This is a genomic window from Oceanobacillus timonensis (genome assembly GCF_900166635.1).
GTDB classification, from domain to species: Bacteria; Bacillota; Bacilli; order Bacillales; family Amphibacillaceae; genus Oceanobacillus; species Oceanobacillus timonensis.
Map to the genome: position 1 here is coordinate 3,896,751 of NZ_LT800497.1, position 20,830 is coordinate 3,917,580.

Here is a 20,830-nt window from a genome sequence, read left to right on the forward strand (position 1 = left end):
AATAAAATAAAAAATTCTATTACAATTAAGGGAGGACATATCCTATGTCTAACAAGCTGAAAAACTTTATCAATGGGGAATGGGTTGAAAGTAAAACGGATAAATATGAAGATGTTTATAATCCAGCTACAAAAGAATCACTAGCACAAGTACCAATTTCTACTCCGGAAGACTTTGAAGATGCTGTAAAAGCAGCACAGGCAGCTCAAGATAAATGGAAAAAAGTATCTGTAGCAAAACGCGCTCGTATTCTATTTAAATATCAAAATCTATTAGAAGAGCATAAAGAAGAATTAGCAAAATTAATTACGCAGGAAAACGGAAAAAGCGTTGGCGAAGCATTAGGCGAAGTTGGTCGCGGTATTGAAAACGTAGAATTCGCTGCTGGTGCACCGACATTAATGATGGGAGATTCCCTTGCAACGATTGCAACCGATGTAGAAGCAACAAACTATCGTTATCCGGTAGGCGTTGTCGGCGGGATTGCTCCATTTAACTTCCCAATGATGGTTCCTTGCTGGATGTTTCCAATGGCAATTGCTTTAGGTAACTCCTTTATCTTAAAACCATCTGAAAAAACACCGATTCTTGCAGCTAGACTTGCAGAATTACTGGATGAAGCTGGACTTCCGAAAGGTGTATTCAGCATTGTCAACGGTGCGCATGACGTGGTAAATGGCATTCTAGATCACCCTTCTGTAAAAGCAGTATCTTTCGTAGGTTCTAAGCCGGTTGGAGAATATGTTTACAAACGCGGAAGCGAGAACTTAAAACGCGTTCAAGCATTAACTGGAGCGAAAAACCACTCTACGGTACTGGCAGATGCTGACTTAGATTTAGCAACTAAAGAAGTGATTAGTGCAGCATTTGGTTCAGCTGGAGAACGTTGTATGGCTTGTGCAGTTGTAACGGTGGAAGATTCCGTTGCTGATGAATTTATCGCTAAATTAAAAGAAGCATCAGACAACATTAAAATGGGTAACGGCTTGGACGATGGCGTCTTCTTAGGACCAGTTATCCGTGACGATGCTAAACAACGTACTCTTGGTTATATCGAAAAAGGAATTGAAGAAGGTGCTACATTAGTTCGTGACGGTCGTGATGAGCAGCCAGAGGAAGGTTACTTTGTCGGTCCAACTATTTTTGACGGCGTATCTCAAGATATGACCATCTGGCAAGATGAAATTTTCGCTCCCGTATTATCTATTGTACGTGTTAAAAACTTGAAAGAAGCTGTTGAAGTCGCTAACCAGTCTGAGTTCGCTAATGGCGCTTGCTTATTCACTACTAGTGCATTATCAGTACGCTACTTCCGTGAGAATATTGATGCAGGTATGTTAGGAATTAACTTAGGCGTACCAGCTCCTATGGCATTTTTCCCATTCTCTGGGTGGAAATCTTCTTTCTATGGTACATTGCATGCTAACGGAAAAGATAGTGTCGATTTCTATACTCGTAAAAAAGTAGTAACAGCTCGTTACCCAGAACCTGATTTTTCATAATTATATGATGTTAGATTACTCGTTTTAAATAAAAAAGGAGATTGCGCGTTTAATTCCAGCGCCAGTCTCCTTCCAAAATAGAAAGGAGTTCATTATGAGTCATTTACTAAGAAAACCCCAAAATAATAAACTGGCAGACGGTGTAACACTTGTTCATGAAGTAACAGAAGAAAACTCCGACCTTCATTATGTCGGTTTTAAAGTAGTTGATTTGGAACCAAATGCCAGTTATGATGAAAAGCTGACAAATTTAGAATTATGTGTTGTGGCATTAACAGGCAAAATTACTGTAACAGATGGGTACCAAAATTTCTCTGACATTGGTACGCGAGACAGTGTGTTTGAACGCAAACCAACAGACAGTGTCTATGTATCTCACAATAAAACCGTTACGATTACAGCGAATACAAAATCTCGTGTAGCACTATGCTTTGCTCCCTCCGATAAAGAGTTGCCAACCAAACTGATTAAAGCAGCGGATAATGGCGTGGAGCATCGTGGCAAGTATAACAATAAGCGTCAGGTGCACAACATTTTACCGGACTCCGATCCCTCTGCAAACAGCTTATTGGTTGTAGAAGTGTTTACAGAGACAGCAAACTGGTCAAGTTATCCTCCACATAAGCATGACCAGAACAATCTACCAGAAGAGTCTTTCTTAGAAGAAAGCTATTATCATGAAATGGACCCACCACAAGGATTTGTATTCCAACGCGTGTATACAGAGGATCGTTCTTTAGATGAAACCATGACAGTCGAAAATGGAAATGTTGTGCTTGTTCCAAAAGGTTACCATCCTGTTGGTGTACCGGACGGCTATTCTGAATACTATTTAAACGTTATGGCCGGACCAGAACGCATTTGGAAATTTCATAATGACAAAGATCATGAATGGATTCTTGATAGAGAATAGCAGGTGTTGAATCGTCCCCTTTTCATTCTATTTTCATAGAACGAGATGAGGACGGTCCCCCCCAATAAACATGAAGAAAACGATGTACTTACTTATGTAAAGAAAAGGAGCGAAATGCATGTCACTAACATTTAATCAAGATAAAGAATTCGATATTATTGCGATTGGTCGTGCCGCAATTGATTTAAATGCAAACGAATACAATCGTCCAATGGAAGAAACCATGACGTTTACAAAATACGTTGGTGGTTCACCGGCTAATATAGCGATTGGAAGCTCAAAATTAGGGCTAAAAGCCGGATTTATCGGAAAGCTTTCCAAAGATCAGCACGGAAACTTTATTAAGCAATATATGGAGGAAAAAGAAATTGATACCTCAAATATGGTTTATGATACAGAAGGCCATAAAGCGGGACTGACTTTCACAGAAATTTTAAGCCCGGAAGAGTGCAGTATCTTAATGTACCGTGATCAAGTAGCCGACCTTTATTTAGATCCTACAGAAGTAAATGAAGATTATATTAAAAAAGCGAAAATTCTTCTTGTATCCGGTACTGCCCTAGCACAAAGCCCTTCCCGTGAAGCGGTACTGCTGGCGATTCAGTACGCTAAAAAGAATGACGTGAAAGTTATTTTTGAATTGGATCATCGCCCATATACATGGAAATCTGCTGAAGAAACTGCTGTCTACTATTCACTCGTTGCAGAGCTTTCTGATGTCGTTATTGGTACGCGTGATGAATACGATGTGATGGAAAATTTAGATTCAGAAGGCGACAATGAAAAAACAGTTCAACATTTATTCCAGCACAATACCGAACTTGTTGTTATCAAGCACGGCGTTGACGGGTCTTATGCATATGAACCTGATGGTACTGTGCATAAAGGAGAAGCTTACAAAACAAAAGTATTAAAAACATTTGGTGCAGGAGACTCCTATGCATCTGCATTTCTTTATGCACTGGTAACCGGAAAAGATTACGAAACTGCTCTGAAATTCGGAAGCGCCTCTGCTTCTATCGTTGTCAGCAAACATAGCTCTTCCGAAGCTATGCCCACAGTGGAAGAAATTGAACAGCTTATCTGTGAGCGTTCTTAACTAATAATAGAAAGGAAGGTTGACAGAAATGGACCAAAAAATCCGTTTAACAACTGCACAAGCGCTGGTGAAATTCTTAAACCAACAATATATTTCGGTTGATGGTGTGGAAACCCCTTTTGTGGAAGGTATTTTTCACATTTATGGACATGGAAATGTTTTAGGCATAGGTGAAGCACTTGAAAATAGCCCTGGCCATCTAAAAAGTTACCAAGGTAAAAATGAACAAGGAATGACTCACGCAGCAACTGCATTTGCCAGACAAAATCTTCGTCAAAAGATTTTTGCTGTTTCCGCATCTGCAGGACCAGGATCTGCGAATATGATTACTGCTGCTGGGACCGCTTTTGCAAATAATATCCCGGTATTATTCTTACCGGCAGATACGTTTGCAACAAGACAGCCAGACCCTGTTTTACAGCAATTAGAACATGAGCATAGTACAGACCTGACAACCAATGAAGCTTTTAAAGCTGTTTCAAGATATTGGGACCGTATTGATCGACCAGAACAGTTGATGAGTGCGTTGATACGAGCATTTGAAGTATTAACGAATCCAGCAACAACTGGGCCAGCAACCATTTGTCTACCTCAAGACGTGGAAGCAATGGCTTATGATTATCCAATCAGTTTTTTCAATAAACGCGTGCACTATATAGACCGCAAATTACCTACTCAACGAGAACTAGACGGAGCAATCGCTTCTATTAATCAAAGTAGACGCCCGGTTTTATTAGTTGGTGGCGGTGCTAAATATTCTGAGTCAAGAGATGAAATCGTAGCACTTTCTGAAAAAGCGAATATTCCAATTGTAGAAACACATGCCGGAAAATCAACAGTGGAGTTTACGCACAAAAACAATCTAGGCGGAAATGGTATTTTAGGTACTTCCGCTGCAAATAAAGCGGTGATGAATGCTGACCTGATTATTGGCATTGGCACAAGATATACAGATTTTACAACATCATCCAGAACACTATTTGACTTTGGTAACACCAAATTTTTGAATATCAATGTGAATCGCGGTCAAGCGTATAAATTTGATGGCTTTCAAGTTGTAGCGGACGCAAAAGCCGCATTGCAATCAATCAATCAGCATATCGGAGACTATCAATCTAGTTATGGTGAAGAAATAACTGAATTGAAACAGGAATGGGAGAATGAACGCAATCGTTTAGCAGCAACTGTATTTAACCGCAATAATTTTACACCAGAAATTGCTGATCATTTTAACCAAGAAGTTTTAAATGATTATGCAGATGCGCTAAAAACAGAGCTAACACAAACAGAAGCATTGCTTAAAATCAATGATATTGTCGATAATGACGCCATTGTTATTTCTTCCGCAGGTTCTCTTCCAGGAGATATGCAGCGTATTTGGAATGCAAACGTGGCAAATACATTCCATCTGGAGTATGGGTATTCTTGTATGGGGTATGAAATTGCCGGATCTCTGGGAGCTAAATTAGCGAAGCCAGAACAAGAATCGTATGCTGTGGTCGGGGATGGAAGTTTTATAATGCTTCATTCCGAGATTGTAACAGCTCTTCAATATGATAAGAAAATCAACCTGCTACTATTCGATAATTCTGGATTTGGCTGTATCAATAATTTACAAATGGATCACGGAAACGGAAGTACAGGAACAGAATTCCGTAATGTGAATAATGACATCATGAATATCGATTATAAAAAAATTGGAGAAGGTTATGGTTTAAAAACCTATTCTGTAAATAATCTGGAGGATTTAACTGCAGCTGTTGAAGATGCTAAAAAGCAAAGTGTATCCACGCTGATTGAAATAAAAGTACTGCCAAAAACAATGACAGATGGTTATGATGGCAGTTGGTGGAATGTAGGTGTAGCAGAAGTTTCTGAAAAAGAAAGTGTACAAAAAGCTTCTGAAGAAAGACAACAGATCCTCGGTAATGCAAGACAATATTAATCTAGGCTGGACGTGATGAATCATGGGAAAACAAAATATCAAATGGGGCATTGCTCCAATCGGTTGGCGTAACGATGATATGCCTGAAATCGGTCAGGACAACACGCTATCGCATCTGTTGAGCGATATCGTTGTAGCAGGGTTTGATGGCACCGAAGTCGGTGGCTTCTTCCCTGATGCCAAGATACTAAAAAAAGAAATGGAACTGCGCAATTTGAAAATTGCTGGACAATGGTTTTCCAGTTTTATTATTCAAGACGGTGTTGAGAAAGCATCGGAAGCATTTCATAAGCACTGTGCTTATTTAAAAGAAGTGGATGCTGCAGTTGCTGTCGTTTCCGAACAAACCTATAGTATTCAAGGGCTTCCCAAAAATGTATTTGCTAATAAGCCAACTTTTTCAGATAAAGAATGGCAACAGCTTACAGAAGGATTGAATGTACTTGGAGAAATAGCTGACAGTTATGGCCTAAAACTTGTATATCATCACCATCTCGGAACCGGTATACAGACGTTGACAGAAGTCGACCGTTTAATGGAAAATACGAATCCAAACTTGGTTCACTTGCTTTATGATACAGGACATATCTACGCTTCTGATAAAGAATATATGCCATTATTAGTGAAGCACATGGACCGAATTAAACATGTACATTTTAAAGATATTCGTGATAACGTCATGAAAACAAGTGAAGAAGATGGTATATCATTCCGTTCTGCCTTCCTCGCTGGAATGTTTACCGTCCCTGGTGACGGCTGCATCGATTTTAAAAAAGTATATGATAAGCTGCTTGAAAATAATTACCAGGGCTGGATTGTAATCGAAGCGGAACAAGATCCAGAAATTGCTCATCCGCTTGAATATGCCTTAATGGCTCGTAAACACCTTGACGAGAACGTATTGAATTGAGAAAACTATTTCTTTATGGGGATATTCACCTTCTAAAGAATGAATATCCTCATTAAAATAAAACTTGACTGTATACAATTTTGGAAAGAATGGAGGTGGAAGAATGACATTTGTATCATTAAAAGAACTAATGCCTATAGCAAAGAAAAACCACTATGCTGTCGGCCAATTCAACATAAATACGTTCCAATGGGCGGAAGCGGCATTACGTGCAGCAGAAAAAGAAAAGTCTCCCGTTATTTTAGCTTCTACTGATCGTATTGTTGATTATCTTGGCGGATTTAGGCTGATTGCTACAACTATCAAAAAAATGGTGGAAGAAATGGGAATCACCGTACCTGTCGTTCTGCATCTCGACCACGGATTATCCGTAGAACGATGTAAAGAAGCTGTTGACGCAGGTTACAGTTCTGTCATGTATGACGGTTCAAAATTATCTTTAGAAGAAAACATCGCCAATACTAAAGTAGTCGTCGAATATGCAAACAAACAGAATGTCTCTGTGGAAGCAGAAATTGGTTCTGTTGGCGGTACAGAAGATGGTATAACTTCAGGCATCAAATACGCTGACCCAAACGAGTGTTATCGGCTAGTAGAAGAAACTGGAGTGGATCTGCTTGCAGCTGCTCTTGGATCAGTACATGGTGTTTATCAGGGTGAACCAAAACTGGCATTTGATTTAATGCAAGAGATTTCCAACAATCTAAATGAGGTTCCACTAGCTTTGCATGGTGGATCTGGTATCCCTTCACATCAAATTGTAAAAGCCATTGAGTATGGGCATGCTAAGATCAATGTAAACACGGAATGTAATCAAGCATGGACAAAAGCAGTACGCGAATACTTGAAGCAGCATCCAGATTCACATAAAATCCCAGACATCATGACAACAGGGATGAATGCAATTGAAAAAGTAGTAACAGAAAAAATACATTTATTTGGTTCTTCTAATAAAGCATAAGGTATTTTAAATAAAAAGAAAAAGCACATTTTCACATAGGCAGTCACAGATTTGGAGGAATGACAATGACCAAAGTAGTTGTAGGAATCATTGGTGCTGGACGTATCGGGCAACTGCATGCTAAAAATATGCTGCTATCCGATAATTATCAGCTAAAAGCAATTTCCGATGTACACACTGATCATTTAAAAGAGATTGATTATTTAAAAGCGGTTCCTATTATCACACAAAATGCGGATGATATTCTCACGGATCCGGAAATTGATGCTATTTTTATCTGCTCAAGCACCGATACTCATATTGACTTTATCACAAAAGCTGCAAAGAACAACAAACATATTTTCTGTGAGAAGCCAATCAGCTTTGATATTGAAAAAACGAAAAAAACATTGCAATTAATTAAAGAAACAGGCGTTAAATTTCAAGTCGGTTTTAATCGACGCTTTGATCATCATTTCAGAAAAGCACATGATGTTGTTCACAATGGCGATATCGGTACACCACATGTTATTAAAATCACTTCCCGTGATCCAGAAGCTCCACCAGAAGAATATGTAAAACGTTCTGGCGGGCTATTTATCGATATGACAATCCATGATTTCGATATGATTCGTTACTTATCCGGACAGGACGTTAAAAACATTACCGTAAAAGCGTCTTCCTTGGTAGATGACCGCTTCACCCGCAACGACGACGTAGATACAGCGATTATAACAATTACCTTTGCTGATGATTCGCTGGGAGTGATTGATAATAGCCGCCAAGCAGTCTATGGATACGATCAACGTATCGAAGTATTCGGTAATGATGGTATGGTACAAGTAGAAAACCAGAAGCCGACTAATGTAAAAATAAGCACGAATGCTGCAGTTACAGAGGATAAGCCGATGTATTTCTTCCTTGAACGTTATAATGAAGGATACATTGCTGAAATCCATGATTTTGCCCAATCTATTTTAGAAGATAAACCGGTTGTAGCAAAATTTGAGGACGGTTTACAGGCTGAGTTATTAGCAAAAGCTGCTAAGCTTTCTTGGCAGGAGAATCGGACAGTTGAGTTGAGTGAGCTTCGTTAAATTGAAATACTGTTATTCTGATAGATGATATTCATTCCAACTATGAGAACTAAAAAAAGCGTATGAACAGGAGAATCCTTTCCAAAAGTTCATACGCTTTTTTGCCTTATTATGGATACATTAGTAACACTATTTTTCATTTATTAAATCCGATTTCTTCTAAAAATGCGACACTTTTTTTCACATCGGCTAAACTGCTGCCTGCATTTCGTGGGTCACGCTCTTGTTCGATTGTGATAAACCCTTCATATTTTAATTTTACAGCTAATAACTCATATATTTCTTTATAATCAATAACGCCTTCACCTATAGGGCACATTACATTTTCCGCACAGGCATCAAAAAAACGGATTTTTTTATTCATGACTTGTTGGTAGACATCCATATCAATGTCTTTGAAATGAATATAGTCTACACAATGATATAGCTTTTCCAGCCATTCTATCGGATCCATTTTTGAATAAAGCAGATGGCCCGTATCTAAACAAAGACCGGCCACTTTATACGGGATATCTTCCGTCAATTTCAAAATTTCATCCAAAAATTCAATATATCCTCCCGCATGTGGATGCACCACTGCACGAACACCGTATTCTTTCGCAGCTTTATTAGCAATTTGACTAATATGAGAAATCATATTAGCCCATGACTCATCTGATAATCTCAGCGCCTGCTCAGGGTGACCTGCCGCAAAATCTCTTTCGTCATGTCCCCAATCAATAACAACTAGATAAGGCGTCTTGAACTTTTGATTATCTCCCGCTTGTTCTTGTGGCACTTGCGTGATTAAAGAACAAATATCATCTACTTGTTGAAGCAGATTAGGTAGATTGGCGTCGGAGACCAAATCATCAAAGATAGTCCCTGCTACAATCGTAAGTTCATTTTTTGCCAGTTCTTCTTTTAAAACACTCGTATCAAGCGGGAGATATCCGTACGGTCCTGTCTCAATCCCTGTAAATCCTGCCAGATGTGCTTCTTTTAATACATCTTTCCAATCTGGAAGATAAGGGTTTTTAGGATCATCAACTCCCCAGCAGCATGGCGCACCCGAAATGTTTATTGTCATGATTACTTCTACCTCCAATCATATAACGCTAGTAGATTTTAAATCGCATGATGCTTCTTTGAATCTTTATTTCCAAATGAAAGACGAGTAAATATCTTTTCTCTATACCAGATGGCGACAAGCAGTGTCGCTATCAGCCCTAATCCGCCTGCAAAATAGAATCCAGATGCGATACCAAACTGTGAATTAACCATTCCTGCTAAAAACGGACCAACAAATATACCTATTGCATAGATAGATTGATACGCTCCCATAGCTGTTGCTCTTTTTGCGGGTTTAATCGATTGGATAGACATCCCCAGCAGCAGCGGAAAAATCATTCCTAAGGCAAAGCCCTGTAATCCCTGGATAACCAGAAAGATCCCCTTCAGCTGTGCGAACGGAATAAGCACAGTAGCTATCGCTACCAGCAAAAAGGCAGCCACCAAGGACTTTCCCTCTCCTAAGCGAGGAATAATCACGTTTCCCATAAAAAGCGTCGCAATCGCATGCGGTACCATAAAAGCAGCTACAATCCATGTAATCTCACTCGCTTCAAAACCTGTCTGTAACGCAAAAGTTGATGTAAAGCCAAACATGGTCGAGAAAATAATACTATGAGCCAATATAGATAACAGAGAAACTTTTAATAGCGACGGTTCGCGGAGAATATGTATTAATTCTTTTAGCTTAATGGGCTCGAAGACCTTCTTATTTTTCGGCTCATAAATAAAGAAGGCAAGCCCCCATCCAATCACACTGAACACACTGCCAATCCAAAATGGCGCCTTCCATCCCCATTCCTCAACAATATAGCCGCTAAAGCTCATCCCAAGAAATTGAGCCAGCACGACAATAAAAGAAATACTTCCCATTGCTACATGAACCTTATCCTCTGAAAAGTAAATCGGGTATAAAACCGTAAAAGCAACCCAAGATGCAGCCGCAAGTCCAGCCAGCGCACGTGCAAACAATAACCATCCAGCCCCATCCATCGTTAGAAAAATAAAACAGCTCAACATGCTAATAAACATGCCGAAGAGGATAAATGGCTTTCTGGATTTTATGATGTCCGAGGTTATCCCAATCGGCAGTCTAAACAATAATTGGGTTAATCCGTAGCTGCCCAGGATAACCCCGATAAAGGAATATGGAATTCCTGTATGCTCCATATACGGAGATAAGGTTGGAACATACATAAATTGCGGAAACCATAATAAAAACGATACCAGCATAAATAAATTTTTGTTCCTATTCTTTGATTTTGTCATGGATAACCTACTTTCAATATGTCTTTTAAAAGACACTTAAGGTTATTAAATCATTTAAATAAGAGAGCTTTATAAGAATAAAATAATCTACTCTAACCATGCGAAGAATCTATTATCACTAAGTAATAACGTTCTTTCCATACTTAAAAGATTCTACTTAGCTGATTAAAAACTTAATGTTTGTTTGAGCGCATTGATGGATGTTCGCACTCCCGCCTCAGGCGACATAGTTAAGTCTTCCATTTCTAATGAAACATACTCATCATACCCCATCATTTTCACTACAGAGAAAAATTCTTTCCACCATTGCAGATCTTGCCCGCATCCTACTGCAACATAATTCCAGGATCTATTTGCAACATCTGTTATTTCTTTTGTTTCCAGAACGCCGTTAACACCTGACAAATGACGCTCAAGACGTACATCTTTCCCATGCACATGGTGGATTGCTTCCCCTAGTTCTCTAGCTGCTAAAATCGGATCTGCTCCCATCCAAATCAAGTGGCTCGGATCTAAATTCAAACCTACCATTGGTCCAACTGCATCTCGTAATTTAAATAATGTTTCTGGATTGTAAACCAGTTGAGCACTGAAATTCTCAAGTGCGATTTTTTCTATACCGCAGTCCTTTGCTTTTCTAACTAACTCTTTCCAATATGGAATAGCTACTTCATTCCACTGATAATCTAAAATTTCCTTTAAAACCGGCGGCCAGCTGACAGTATAGGTAATCCAATTAGGAGTTTTATCCTCAGGAGTTGATGCCGGAAGACCGCTCATCATGATAATTTTCTTTACTCCTAATAGCTTAGCTAATTCAAATGTTTTGTCCGTTACTTCACGATGCTCTTTTCCTAGTTTCCCTGGGTGTAATGGATTTCCTGAGCAATTTAAAGCACACAGTTTTATATTTCTTTTATCTAATGCAGTAACAAATTCTTTTCTTTTATCTTTATTTTCTACTAATTCATTTAAGTTCAAATGAGGAGCAGGTGACCATCCGCCTGTTGCCATTTCTATTGTATCAACACCCATTTCATTTATTACATCTAACATTTCTTCAAATGGCAAATGTCCTAAACTATCTGTTACATAAGATAAATGCATGCTTCTCCCCTCCCTTTTTTATTTAGTAAAATAGTATCTACCACTTCTACAGGATGCCCTTAAACGTTCCGTGAAACAGACACCTCGGGAAGAAGAACTTCTTCGTAACACATCGATGAAAAATACACTGCAATCGACCTATGACCTCATTACTTTCAATTCGATTTTTTCATGTATTTACCGACTACCGTTCCCACTTCCCGATTCTTTTTATTCCTCTCTGTCTGAACGCATATTTTAATAATTAAATTTAATTATTCATAAACGGGCACGTTTTCTTCATAGTCCACCCATACAGATCCATGATCAGCAGAACGAACACAATTTTCAATCCACTGAACCCCAGCTATACCAGCATCAATATCAGGATAAATAAGTTTATCTAATGTAGCTTCGTCCCCGCGGTTTTTTGCGTCAATAGCTATTGCAATGCTTAGATAGATATTTGCCCAGGCATCTGATAACCCTTCCTGATGCAGGACACCTAAACGCTCGTACTCACCAGCTAATTCATCTAAATAATCCGTTCCTCTTACTAACGTTTGTATTGGCTCTCCTTGTATTTCATATCGCAATTCATTTGGTTTACTGTCCCACCATTCTAAGCTCGCTTTCGAACCGACAATACGGATACGCTGTCCATCCACACAACCAGCATCGACAGCAGATGTCCACATTCTTCCAACTGCGCCATTTTCATAATGCATTAGCACATAAGCGTTATCTTCTAAGGGATACCGGCTTCCAACAAAACTCTGACGATCGCACAACAACTTTTTGATTTTCATTTCTGGCATTATTAACTGTGACATATAGTACGTATGTGTAGAAAGGTCTCCAAGCACAAAACTTGGTCCGGCAATTTTAGGATCAACACGCCATTTTTGTGCCGCATTTTTCTTATCTCCATCGTCCGTTGCAGCGTAACCATGTGTATACTGTAATTCCACCAAATGAATATCACCAATTTTACCTTGTTCAATCATGGCACGCATTTGCAGAATCATGGAATTTCCTGAGTAACCATAAGCTACTCCGACAATTAAGCCTTTTTCTTCTGCTAATTGTTTTATCCCTACAGCTTCTTCTGTCGTAAAAACCAATGGTTTCTCACAGATTACATGAAGACCCGCATGCAGCGCTGCCATAGTAATTTCATAATGCGTACCATTTGGTGTTGCAATGGAAACAACTTCTATCCCCTCACTAAGTTTAGATTCTTCAGCAAACATCGTTTGATAGTCCGGATAACAACGGCCACTATCCACTCCAAGGTTCACCCCAAATTCTCTTCCTCGTTCCGCGTCAATGTCAAAAGCTCCAGCAACTAAATCATATGTCTCATCTCTAAGTGCCCCTGTCCGATGTTTGTATCCTACTTGTCCAGTTCTTCCACCGCCAATCATACCCCAACGCAATGATCTAGTAATTTTCTTTTCTCCATTAATCATCTTTTCACACTCCTAATTTTTAAATCTTAATTTTCCATAATCAATTCGCTTGAATATCGTTTATTTCATCTTTTTTCTTATTAATCCAGATTTCTTCAATTTCTTCTAACGATTTATTTTTCGTCTCAGGAACAAATTTCCACAAGAAGAAGAATGCAAAAGTACTTATTGATCCATAAATCAGAAAAGCTCCAGGTCCTAATAAATCATTTAGTGGCGGGAATGTAGTAGAAACTATCCAGTTAGCTACCCACAATAACATGACTGCAATAGCAACAGCCGGTCCCCTGATTTTGTTCGGAAAAATCTCTGAGAGAATTACCCATGGTACTGGTCCCCAACTCATTTGGAACATGGCTACAAACCCAAGAATAAAGATAAATGAATATTCTTCGATGCCCGCAAAGAAAAGTATCGCAACTGCACTTAAACTAATTGCACAACCCGCAGCACCAAGCATCAGCAAGAATTTTCTGCCTCGCCTTTCTATAAGTCGTATAGCCATAAATGATATTACAACACCTATTGCTCCAACAAGTATCGTCTGAAGCATCGCAGCTGACTGACCTGCGCCAAGACTTTCAAAAATACGCGGTGCATAGTATAGTACTACGTTTATACCTATAAATTGACATAACATAGCAATGGTCATACCAATAATTAAAACTCGTTTACCATAATAGAATAATCCAACTTTTTCGGTTTTCGTTTCTAGCGATATTTTTATATCTTGAAGTATTTCACTTGCTGTTTGTTTGGAACCATTTAATTTTTCTAATATACTATGTGCTTTATCATAGTCATGATTTAAAGCTAGATATCTAGGTGTTTCCGGGATGAATAGTAGCAGCACAAAGAAAAGTGCAGCTGGAACTAGCTCTGATGCAAACATAAGCCTCCAGCCAGTATCATTTATCCATTCCACAGTTCTGCCATTAGCTATTGCCCAATTAACTATATATACAATGGTTTGACCAAATACAATTGCCATATTATATATAATTACCATCTTTCCTCTAACATTTGCAGGGCTCATTTCGCTAATATAAACTGGGGCTATAGCTGATGCCAAACCCACTCCGATACCACCTATTATTCTATAAAAATTAAATGTAGCCAATAAGGCGTGGCTCGGTTCACCTGCTGTAAAAAAGATTAATTCCGGATAAGCGGAACCTAAAGCTGATAAAGAAAATAAAATTGCTGCAATAACAAGTGTATTACGGCGACCTATTCCATTAGATAACCACCCAGATAGTAATGCACCCAGGATACACCCGATCAATGCACTGGATACTGTAAAACCATGGACAAACGAACCAAGTCCCAAACTATCAATCAAGTACAATTGTACAGATTGTTCTGCCCCAGCAATAACCGCTGTATCATAGCCAAAAAGAAGCCCTCCTAGCGAAGCCACCATCGCGACAAATACAATATATGAACGATTATTATTTAACATTGATATTTTCCTCCCCCCCCCTTTTTATAAAGCGATTTCATAATACTTTCTTTCATTTTGTACAATTTTTCGATCCTAATAAAATCCAGTCATCTCTATTGCTTTTAAGTTAAGATACTTTTTATTTGAGAAACTGCCTTTTAATGCTTCTATTATTTCTACTTTGGTCGCGCTTTCAATTAACTATCCAAAAAACTTAAACAGTTAAAGATGTAAGCCCTCTTTAATAGATTTCAACGTTAATTCATTGGACCACTCCGGTCGATCCGGATAAGCAAATACTGCATTTGTCACAATCCCATCAAACTTCATTTCTCTTAATTTCTTATACAGCGCATCAAAATTGATTTCTCCTTCGCCAGGATTTAAATGCTGGTGAATGGTCACATTAGCACCGGGAGGGTTGATAATGTAACGCAGCCCGAATGCTGCTTTATGATTCAGCGTATCTGCAATCAATACATGGTCAAGCAAGTCGCCAGCTTCCTCCAAATGCTGCTTCACATCTCCAATGCCATCATCATAGAAGAAAGCATGTGGCACAGAATAAACCAGTTTGATCCAATCTTTATCTAACGCACGAATCATACGGACTGCTTCCGTATTCAGTTCAATAAAATCATGCGGATGCGATTGGATATTTAACCTGATTCCTTCTTTTTCAAAAAGAGGCATCAATTCATCCATTGATTTCACGAACGCTGCTTCACTTTCTATCGGACGTGTTTTATCTCCGGCAAATTCTGTATTCATCAAATCGACACCTAATTCAGAGGTGATCTCGATACAGCGCTTCCAATTTCTAACCGCTGCTTCCCTTACTTCTTCTACAGGAGAAGACCATTGCTGCACAGGAAGTACCGATGAAATCTTCACTCCGGCATCGGAGCAATATCTCTTTAAATCTTTGATTAACTGCTTATCCACTTTTGGATATTGATTGAACCAAATAAAATCCTCCCGCGGAGAAAGCTCCACATACTCGTAACCTAATCTGGCAACATTCTCAATCGTATCCCTCAGATTGGTATTATCACGATAATGTGATGGATCATAAGCTAAACGCATAATATTCATCTCCTTTTTTATTTCAAATATTATAAAACACTGTCATTTCAAATCTGGATATCCTGTATATACTAAGAAACATTGCTCCTCTCTTATCCATCATGATGGATTACTTGTTTTCTTTCTGATATGCATATTTCTACAATTCCAAATAAATTAAACATAATAAATTAACCAAAATATAACCAGAAAGTAATTATTATTTGTAATTATAGGGTAAGAAATAGCAAATGTCTTTATCTTATCCAGACGACTTTTACGTGATTTTTGGATTTTAAAGACATAGAATCCCCCTTCACTTCTATACAAATAAAGGGGGATTCTATTTAATCACTCGTATAAATAATTTTTTCAGAGTCCATATAAAGTGCTCGAAAACGGCCAGGCGGCTCTTGCATTGCATCGGTAAAAACCCTTGTAAAATAATGCACATCTATATAACCTGTTTCCCTGGCTATGTCTTTAATAGATAAATCGGTCGTTTTTAATAATATTGCTGCCCGTTTGATTCGTTCTTTTTGAACAAATTTTGAAAAATTAATACCTAACTCAGTTACAAATATCCTGGACAAGTGCCTGCCAGATATGTGCAAGTGGTTTGCAACATGTGAAAGCTTTAAATCATTGACTAAATTATCTTTAATAAATAATTTAGCTTGAGCAAGGATAGACGAGAAATTTTCAGATATATCTACTTGACCATTGACACGTGGATTAGGAACAAAAATTTGTAATAAGGAGATAAGAAGGGAAGCAGATATATTGGATAACATGCCTTCAGAAAAACCATTTTTTTGTTTGATTGATTCTATAAGCAAAGCTTTCCAGAGTAAGCTAGCCGTTGTATCCTCTTGCACCTCGATAACCATTTGCTGACATCGCTTAATCTTATCCATTATATTTATCCATTCTTTACTAGATTCCGATTCGATTAATTCAAATGCAACAAATACAAGTGCTAACCCCTCATCACTTTGTATTTGGTGTAAAACTTTCGGTCTTGAGAAAAACATGACATCTTTATGCAGAGCATATACACAATCATTCTCCAAATAAGCTCCTTTTCCATCAATTACATAGCATATCTCCAAAAAAGAATGTTTATGCAGAGAAGTATTATAATGTTTAGGAACAACTCCCCAGTAATGAACGTGAAACGTTGCTCCGTTATAGACCAAACGATGAACGCTTTGATTTAGCATCTTTTTCCCTGAAACAAATCTGTGTAGATTCAAATAAAATCCCTCCCGATTTCATTTCTGATACACTTTTTCAATTACTTTTTTTTATTTAAATTAGCCTAAAACATAAAATATAGTCAAGTATTTCCCTATTTTGAAATACTTAACTATATTTCTCCATGACCTTAACGGATTACCTTAAGCATTTTGCTTATCATACTTTCGGAAGCGCTGTTCCAGCTGTTCTAATGTCAGCCCTTTGGTTTCCGGCAAATATCTTGCCGCAAAAGTAATCAATAAAATTCCTAAAGCAACAAATACTAGGAACGTGACAGATAAACCTGTTTTATCCAGCAATACCGGGAACCCTAAACTAATTAAGAAATTAAAAATCCACATACAGAAGACTGCAGTTCCCATTCCTATACCACGGAAACGGGTCGGGAATATTTCTGACAGCATCAGCCACGTTACCGGAGATATAGCACCTTGTTGAAATGCAAGGAACGTCACCGTTAATGTTAGGACAACATAAGGGAGCGTAACAGAATCAACAAGCACATTTCCAAATATCGCAATAAGAAGCAAGGCACTGGTTGTTCCAATTTGTCCGACAATCAGCATAGGGCGCCGGCCAACTTTACCAAGGAGCCAAATTCCAAGAAAAGTTGCTAATACAGAGATAACTCCATTAGCAATATTTGCCACTAAGGCAGCTTGCGTAGCAAAACCTGCATCCCGGAGGATCTGTGTTCCGTAATACATAATCGAATTCACGCCAGTACCTTGCTGCACAAGTGAAATACCAATTCCAAGGAATAAAATACGGCGTACCCATTTTAGCTGAAGCATGTTCTTAAACGTTGTTCTTTCTTTCTCATTTTCTTTCGCAAAGGTTTCTTTAATCTCATTCAACTCAAGCTGTGCTTCTTCCTCGCTGCGAACTCTGCGAAGAACCTCTAAAGCTTCATCTGTTCGATTTTTTGATACAAGCCAACGAGGGCTTTCTGGCATTTTTAACATTCCAAAGAATAACAATACTGCTGGAATCGCTGCAATTACTAACATATAACGCCATACTTCCGGAATGACATCCGCCATGTTACCAAGTATAGCATTCACAATAAAGGCTATAAGTTGCCCTGATACAATCATCAACTCATTAACAGTTACTAATTTTCCCCTTTTGTTAGCAGGAGACATTTCAGCCAAATAACCTGGTACTGCTACAGAAGCTCCCCCTACTGCAAGTCCCAATGCAAAACGAGAAATAACCATGACAGTTATATTGGGAGCAAGTGTACAACCAAGCGTAGCAAAAAAGAATAATAGGGCTAAATAAACAATATTTTTACGGCGTCCTAAATAATCAGCCAATCTTCCACCAGTCACAGCACCAATTGCCGCTCCAAGAAGAAGTCCACTTGCTACCAATCCTTGTGTAAATGAATTTAAATCAAGTGATTCAGCCATAAAAGGCAGCGCACCGTTTACGACACCTGTGTCATATCCAAAAAGAAGCCCACCTAATGTTGAAACCATAATAACTTTAATTAAAAACGAGTTTTGTTTTTTATTCACTTTCTTCTTCCTCCCTTAGAGATACCCCTTTGAAGCACACATCAAATTAAGCGCTTACAATTATATAAAACCGCTTCCTTTATACATAGTTTAAAATGAATACTCCAACCAATCTTTTTTATGGGGGGAATATCAAGCATACAAACCGTTATGTATACTTGATATTATAAAGTTAACGACTGTATCTCTAATCCTCTATTTTTATTTGCTATTCATTAATCCAGATGTAAACCCTCTTTAATAGATTTCAACGTTAATTCATTAGACCATTCCGGGCGATCCGGATAAGCAAATACTGCATTTGTCACAATCCCATCAAACTTCATTTCTCTTAATTTCTTATATAATGCATCAAAATTGATTTCACCCTCGCCAGGATTTAAATGCTGATGAATTGTTACATTGGCACCAGGAGGATTAATAATATAGCGCAGTCCAAACGCAGCTTTATGATTAAGTGTATCTGCAATCAATACATGGTCAACCAGGTCGCCAGCTTCCTCCAAATGCTGCTCCACATCACCAATACCATCATCATAGAAGAAAGCATGCGGAACAGAATAAACCAGTTTAATCCAATCTTTATCCAATGCGCGTATCATACGAACCGCTTCCGTATTCAGTTCAATAAAATCATGCGGATGTGATTGAATATTTAACCTGATTCCTTCTTTTTCAAAAAGAGGCATCAATTCATCCATTGATTTCACGAATGCGGCTTCACTGTCTATCGGACGTGTTTTATCTCCGGCAAATTCCGTATTCATTAAATCGACGCCTAATTCAGAGGTAATCTCGATACAGCGCTTCCAATTTCGTACGGCAGCTTCCCTTACTTCTTCTATAGGAGAAGACCATTGCTGTACAGGCAGTACCGATGAAATTTGCACTCCAGCATCGGAGCAATATCTCTTTAAATCTTTGATCATCTGCTTATCCACTTTTGGATATTGATTGAACCAGATAAAATCTTCCCGCGGGGAAAGCTCTACATACTCATAACCTAACCGGGCAACATTCTCAATCGTATCTCTCAAATTCGTATTATCACGATAGTGTGATGGATCATAAGCTAAACGCATCCTATTCATCTCCTTTAAAAAATTATTTTGATACTCTTTTTGTTTCATCACCTTTAAACGGTATGTTCTGCCTTAGAGTTTTGATAAAAAGCAGGCTGTTCAGGCATTTCTATTGGAACGATTTTTCCTGTTTGTTTCGCTTCAATACTTGCATCCGTTGTCACCGCAACCACATAGCCATCCCATGCTGACGGACCATGTACCTCACCGTTGACTGTAGAATTGATCCACTCTTGTAATTCAACATCATAGGCTTCGATAAATCGTTCTTTCCAATTTACTAAAATATCAGTGGAAAGCTTGGCTTGACTGCGCATTTGAATACTAAGCGGTTCTGGTAGATTAGCTATACCAGTTTCTCCGACAACCTGACATTGGATATCATATCCATATTGACAGTTAACAAAAATTTCTGTATCGATACGAATCCCTTTTTTCGTTTCTAATAATATAATAATTGGGTCTTGCAACCCTTCTTCCGCAAGATTTGTTTTTCTTGGCTGGATAACCTGTGTAGAAACATAATCATCCTGAATCAACCATCTCAACACATCAATTTCATGTACAAAAGAATCCGTAATCGCCATATCGCCGCTAAAATTCGTAACAGAAGGCGCTCTATGTGCACAATGCAGCATCAATGGTTCACCAACCTTGTTATTGTCGACAGCCTGTTTCAACGTGCGATATCCTTTATCATATCGTCTCATAAAACCTACCTGTACTAGATGTTTCCCATATTCCATTTCAGCTTCTACAATTCGCTTACATCCCTCTGCTGTTGTAGCAAGCGGCTTTTCACAAAATACAGGTTTTCCAGCTGCAATAGAGGCTAACACAAACTCTTCGTGAGTTGGCCCCCAAGATGTGACAATGATTGCATCTACTTCATCCGCTTGAATCAAATCATGACCATTATCGTACACTTTCGCCTGCAGACTTTCACGTTCCACAACTGCATGTGCCTGTTCACTATTTACATCGGTTACAGCGACAATCTCTCCTCCTGTCAGAGAGTGTGTAATTCTATGAATATGATCCTGTCCAATAGCTCCCGTTCCAATAACACCTATTCTTAAAGCCATAAAGTTACCTATCCTTTCATTCATTGGATTAAAATATAAATTACTTTGTAGAAATACCACTTATTCATTCTCTATACAGTTAACCAGC

At 38.5% G+C, this 20,830-nt stretch carries 17 protein-coding genes; 7 read left to right on the plus strand and 10 right to left on the minus strand.

The window, feature by feature from the left end; translation table 11 throughout:
* The first annotated feature begins 44 nt into the window (after window positions 1–44).
* The 7 genes from B7E05_RS19220 (at window position 45) to iolG (B7E05_RS19250) (ending at window position 8,406) form a co-directional block, all read left to right on the plus strand.
* Entirely contained in the window at window positions 45–1,502 is a 1,458-nt protein-coding gene (locus tag B7E05_RS19220) for a CoA-acylating methylmalonate-semialdehyde dehydrogenase (protein ID WP_080875718.1), read from the plus strand.
* Window positions 1,503–1,596: 94 nt separating this feature from the next.
* Window positions 1,597–2,415, plus strand: coding sequence for a 5-deoxy-glucuronate isomerase (iolB, locus tag B7E05_RS19225; protein ID WP_080875719.1), 819 nt, complete (start codon window positions 1,597–1,599; stop codon window positions 2,413–2,415).
* A 118-nt stretch (window positions 2,416–2,533) separates the two neighbouring features.
* On the plus strand, window positions 2,534–3,514 hold the full coding sequence (gene iolC / locus B7E05_RS19230) for a 5-dehydro-2-deoxygluconokinase (protein WP_080875720.1): 981 nt from the start codon (window positions 2,534–2,536) through the stop codon (window positions 3,512–3,514).
* A gap of 28 nt (window positions 3,515–3,542) precedes the next feature.
* Window positions 3,543–5,459, plus strand: coding sequence for a 3D-(3,5/4)-trihydroxycyclohexane-1,2-dione acylhydrolase (decyclizing) (iolD, locus tag B7E05_RS19235; RefSeq protein WP_080875721.1), 1,917 nt, complete (start codon window positions 3,543–3,545; stop codon window positions 5,457–5,459).
* Window positions 5,460–5,481: 22 nt separating this feature from the next.
* The gene (gene iolE / locus B7E05_RS19240; RefSeq protein ID WP_080875722.1) at window positions 5,482–6,369 is read left to right on the plus strand and encodes a myo-inosose-2 dehydratase; all 888 of its coding nucleotides are present in this window, start codon (window positions 5,482–5,484) and stop codon (window positions 6,367–6,369) included.
* A 103-nt stretch (window positions 6,370–6,472) separates the two neighbouring features.
* On the plus strand, window positions 6,473–7,330 hold the full coding sequence (gene fba / locus B7E05_RS19245) for a class II fructose-1,6-bisphosphate aldolase (protein ID WP_080875723.1): 858 nt from the start codon (window positions 6,473–6,475) through the stop codon (window positions 7,328–7,330).
* Between the two features lie 65 nt (window positions 7,331–7,395).
* Window positions 7,396–8,406 (plus strand): inositol 2-dehydrogenase, encoded by a 1,011-nt coding sequence (gene iolG / locus B7E05_RS19250; protein WP_080875724.1) that lies wholly within the window; start codon window positions 7,396–7,398, stop codon window positions 8,404–8,406.
* 136 nt (window positions 8,407–8,542) lie between these two features.
* On the opposite strand, the gene B7E05_RS19255 is transcribed toward iolG (B7E05_RS19250), so the two are convergent.
* The 10 genes from B7E05_RS19255 to iolG (B7E05_RS19300) all read right to left on the minus strand — a co-directional run bounded on the left by B7E05_RS19255 (window position 8,543) and on the right by iolG (B7E05_RS19300) (window position 20,742).
* A complete protein-coding gene (locus B7E05_RS19255; RefSeq protein WP_080875725.1) occupies window positions 8,543–9,475 on the minus strand; it encodes a sugar phosphate isomerase/epimerase family protein in 933 nt (310 codons plus the stop codon).
* Window positions 9,476–9,513: 38 nt separating this feature from the next.
* The gene (locus tag B7E05_RS19260; RefSeq protein WP_080875726.1) at window positions 9,514–10,725 is read right to left on the minus strand and encodes an MFS transporter; all 1,212 of its coding nucleotides are present in this window, start codon (window positions 10,723–10,725) and stop codon (window positions 9,514–9,516) included.
* Between the two features lie 165 nt (window positions 10,726–10,890).
* Window positions 10,891–11,832 carry a sugar phosphate isomerase/epimerase family protein gene (locus tag B7E05_RS19265; protein WP_080875727.1) on the minus strand — a complete coding sequence of 314 codons (942 nt, stop codon included), beginning with the start codon at window positions 11,830–11,832 and terminating at the stop codon, window positions 10,891–10,893.
* 254 nt (window positions 11,833–12,086) lie between these two features.
* Entirely contained in the window at window positions 12,087–13,283 is a 1,197-nt protein-coding gene (locus B7E05_RS19270; RefSeq protein WP_080875728.1) for a Gfo/Idh/MocA family protein, read from the minus strand.
* Between the two features lie 40 nt (window positions 13,284–13,323).
* Window positions 13,324–14,745 carry a sugar porter family MFS transporter gene (locus B7E05_RS19275; protein WP_080875729.1) on the minus strand — a complete coding sequence of 474 codons (1,422 nt, stop codon included), beginning with the start codon at window positions 14,743–14,745 and terminating at the stop codon, window positions 13,324–13,326.
* A gap of 204 nt (window positions 14,746–14,949) precedes the next feature.
* Window positions 14,950–15,813 carry a sugar phosphate isomerase/epimerase family protein gene (locus tag B7E05_RS19280; protein ID WP_080875730.1) on the minus strand — a complete coding sequence of 288 codons (864 nt, stop codon included), beginning with the start codon at window positions 15,811–15,813 and terminating at the stop codon, window positions 14,950–14,952.
* A gap of 326 nt (window positions 15,814–16,139) precedes the next feature.
* Window positions 16,140–17,048, minus strand: a complete 909-nt coding sequence (locus tag B7E05_RS19285) for an AraC family transcriptional regulator (RefSeq protein ID WP_245833180.1) — start codon at window positions 17,046–17,048, stop codon at window positions 16,140–16,142.
* A 144-nt stretch (window positions 17,049–17,192) separates the two neighbouring features.
* Window positions 17,193–18,575 carry a sugar porter family MFS transporter gene (locus tag B7E05_RS19290; RefSeq protein ID WP_080875731.1) on the minus strand — a complete coding sequence of 461 codons (1,383 nt, stop codon included), beginning with the start codon at window positions 18,573–18,575 and terminating at the stop codon, window positions 17,193–17,195.
* A gap of 215 nt (window positions 18,576–18,790) precedes the next feature.
* On the minus strand, window positions 18,791–19,657 hold the full coding sequence (locus B7E05_RS19295; RefSeq protein ID WP_080875732.1) for a sugar phosphate isomerase/epimerase family protein: 867 nt from the start codon (window positions 19,655–19,657) through the stop codon (window positions 18,791–18,793).
* Window positions 19,658–19,710: 53 nt separating this feature from the next.
* A complete protein-coding gene (gene iolG, locus B7E05_RS19300) occupies window positions 19,711–20,742 on the minus strand; it encodes a bifunctional inositol 2-dehydrogenase/D-chiro-inositol 1-dehydrogenase (RefSeq protein WP_080875733.1) in 1,032 nt (343 codons plus the stop codon).
* Window positions 20,743–20,830 lie beyond the last annotated feature (88 nt).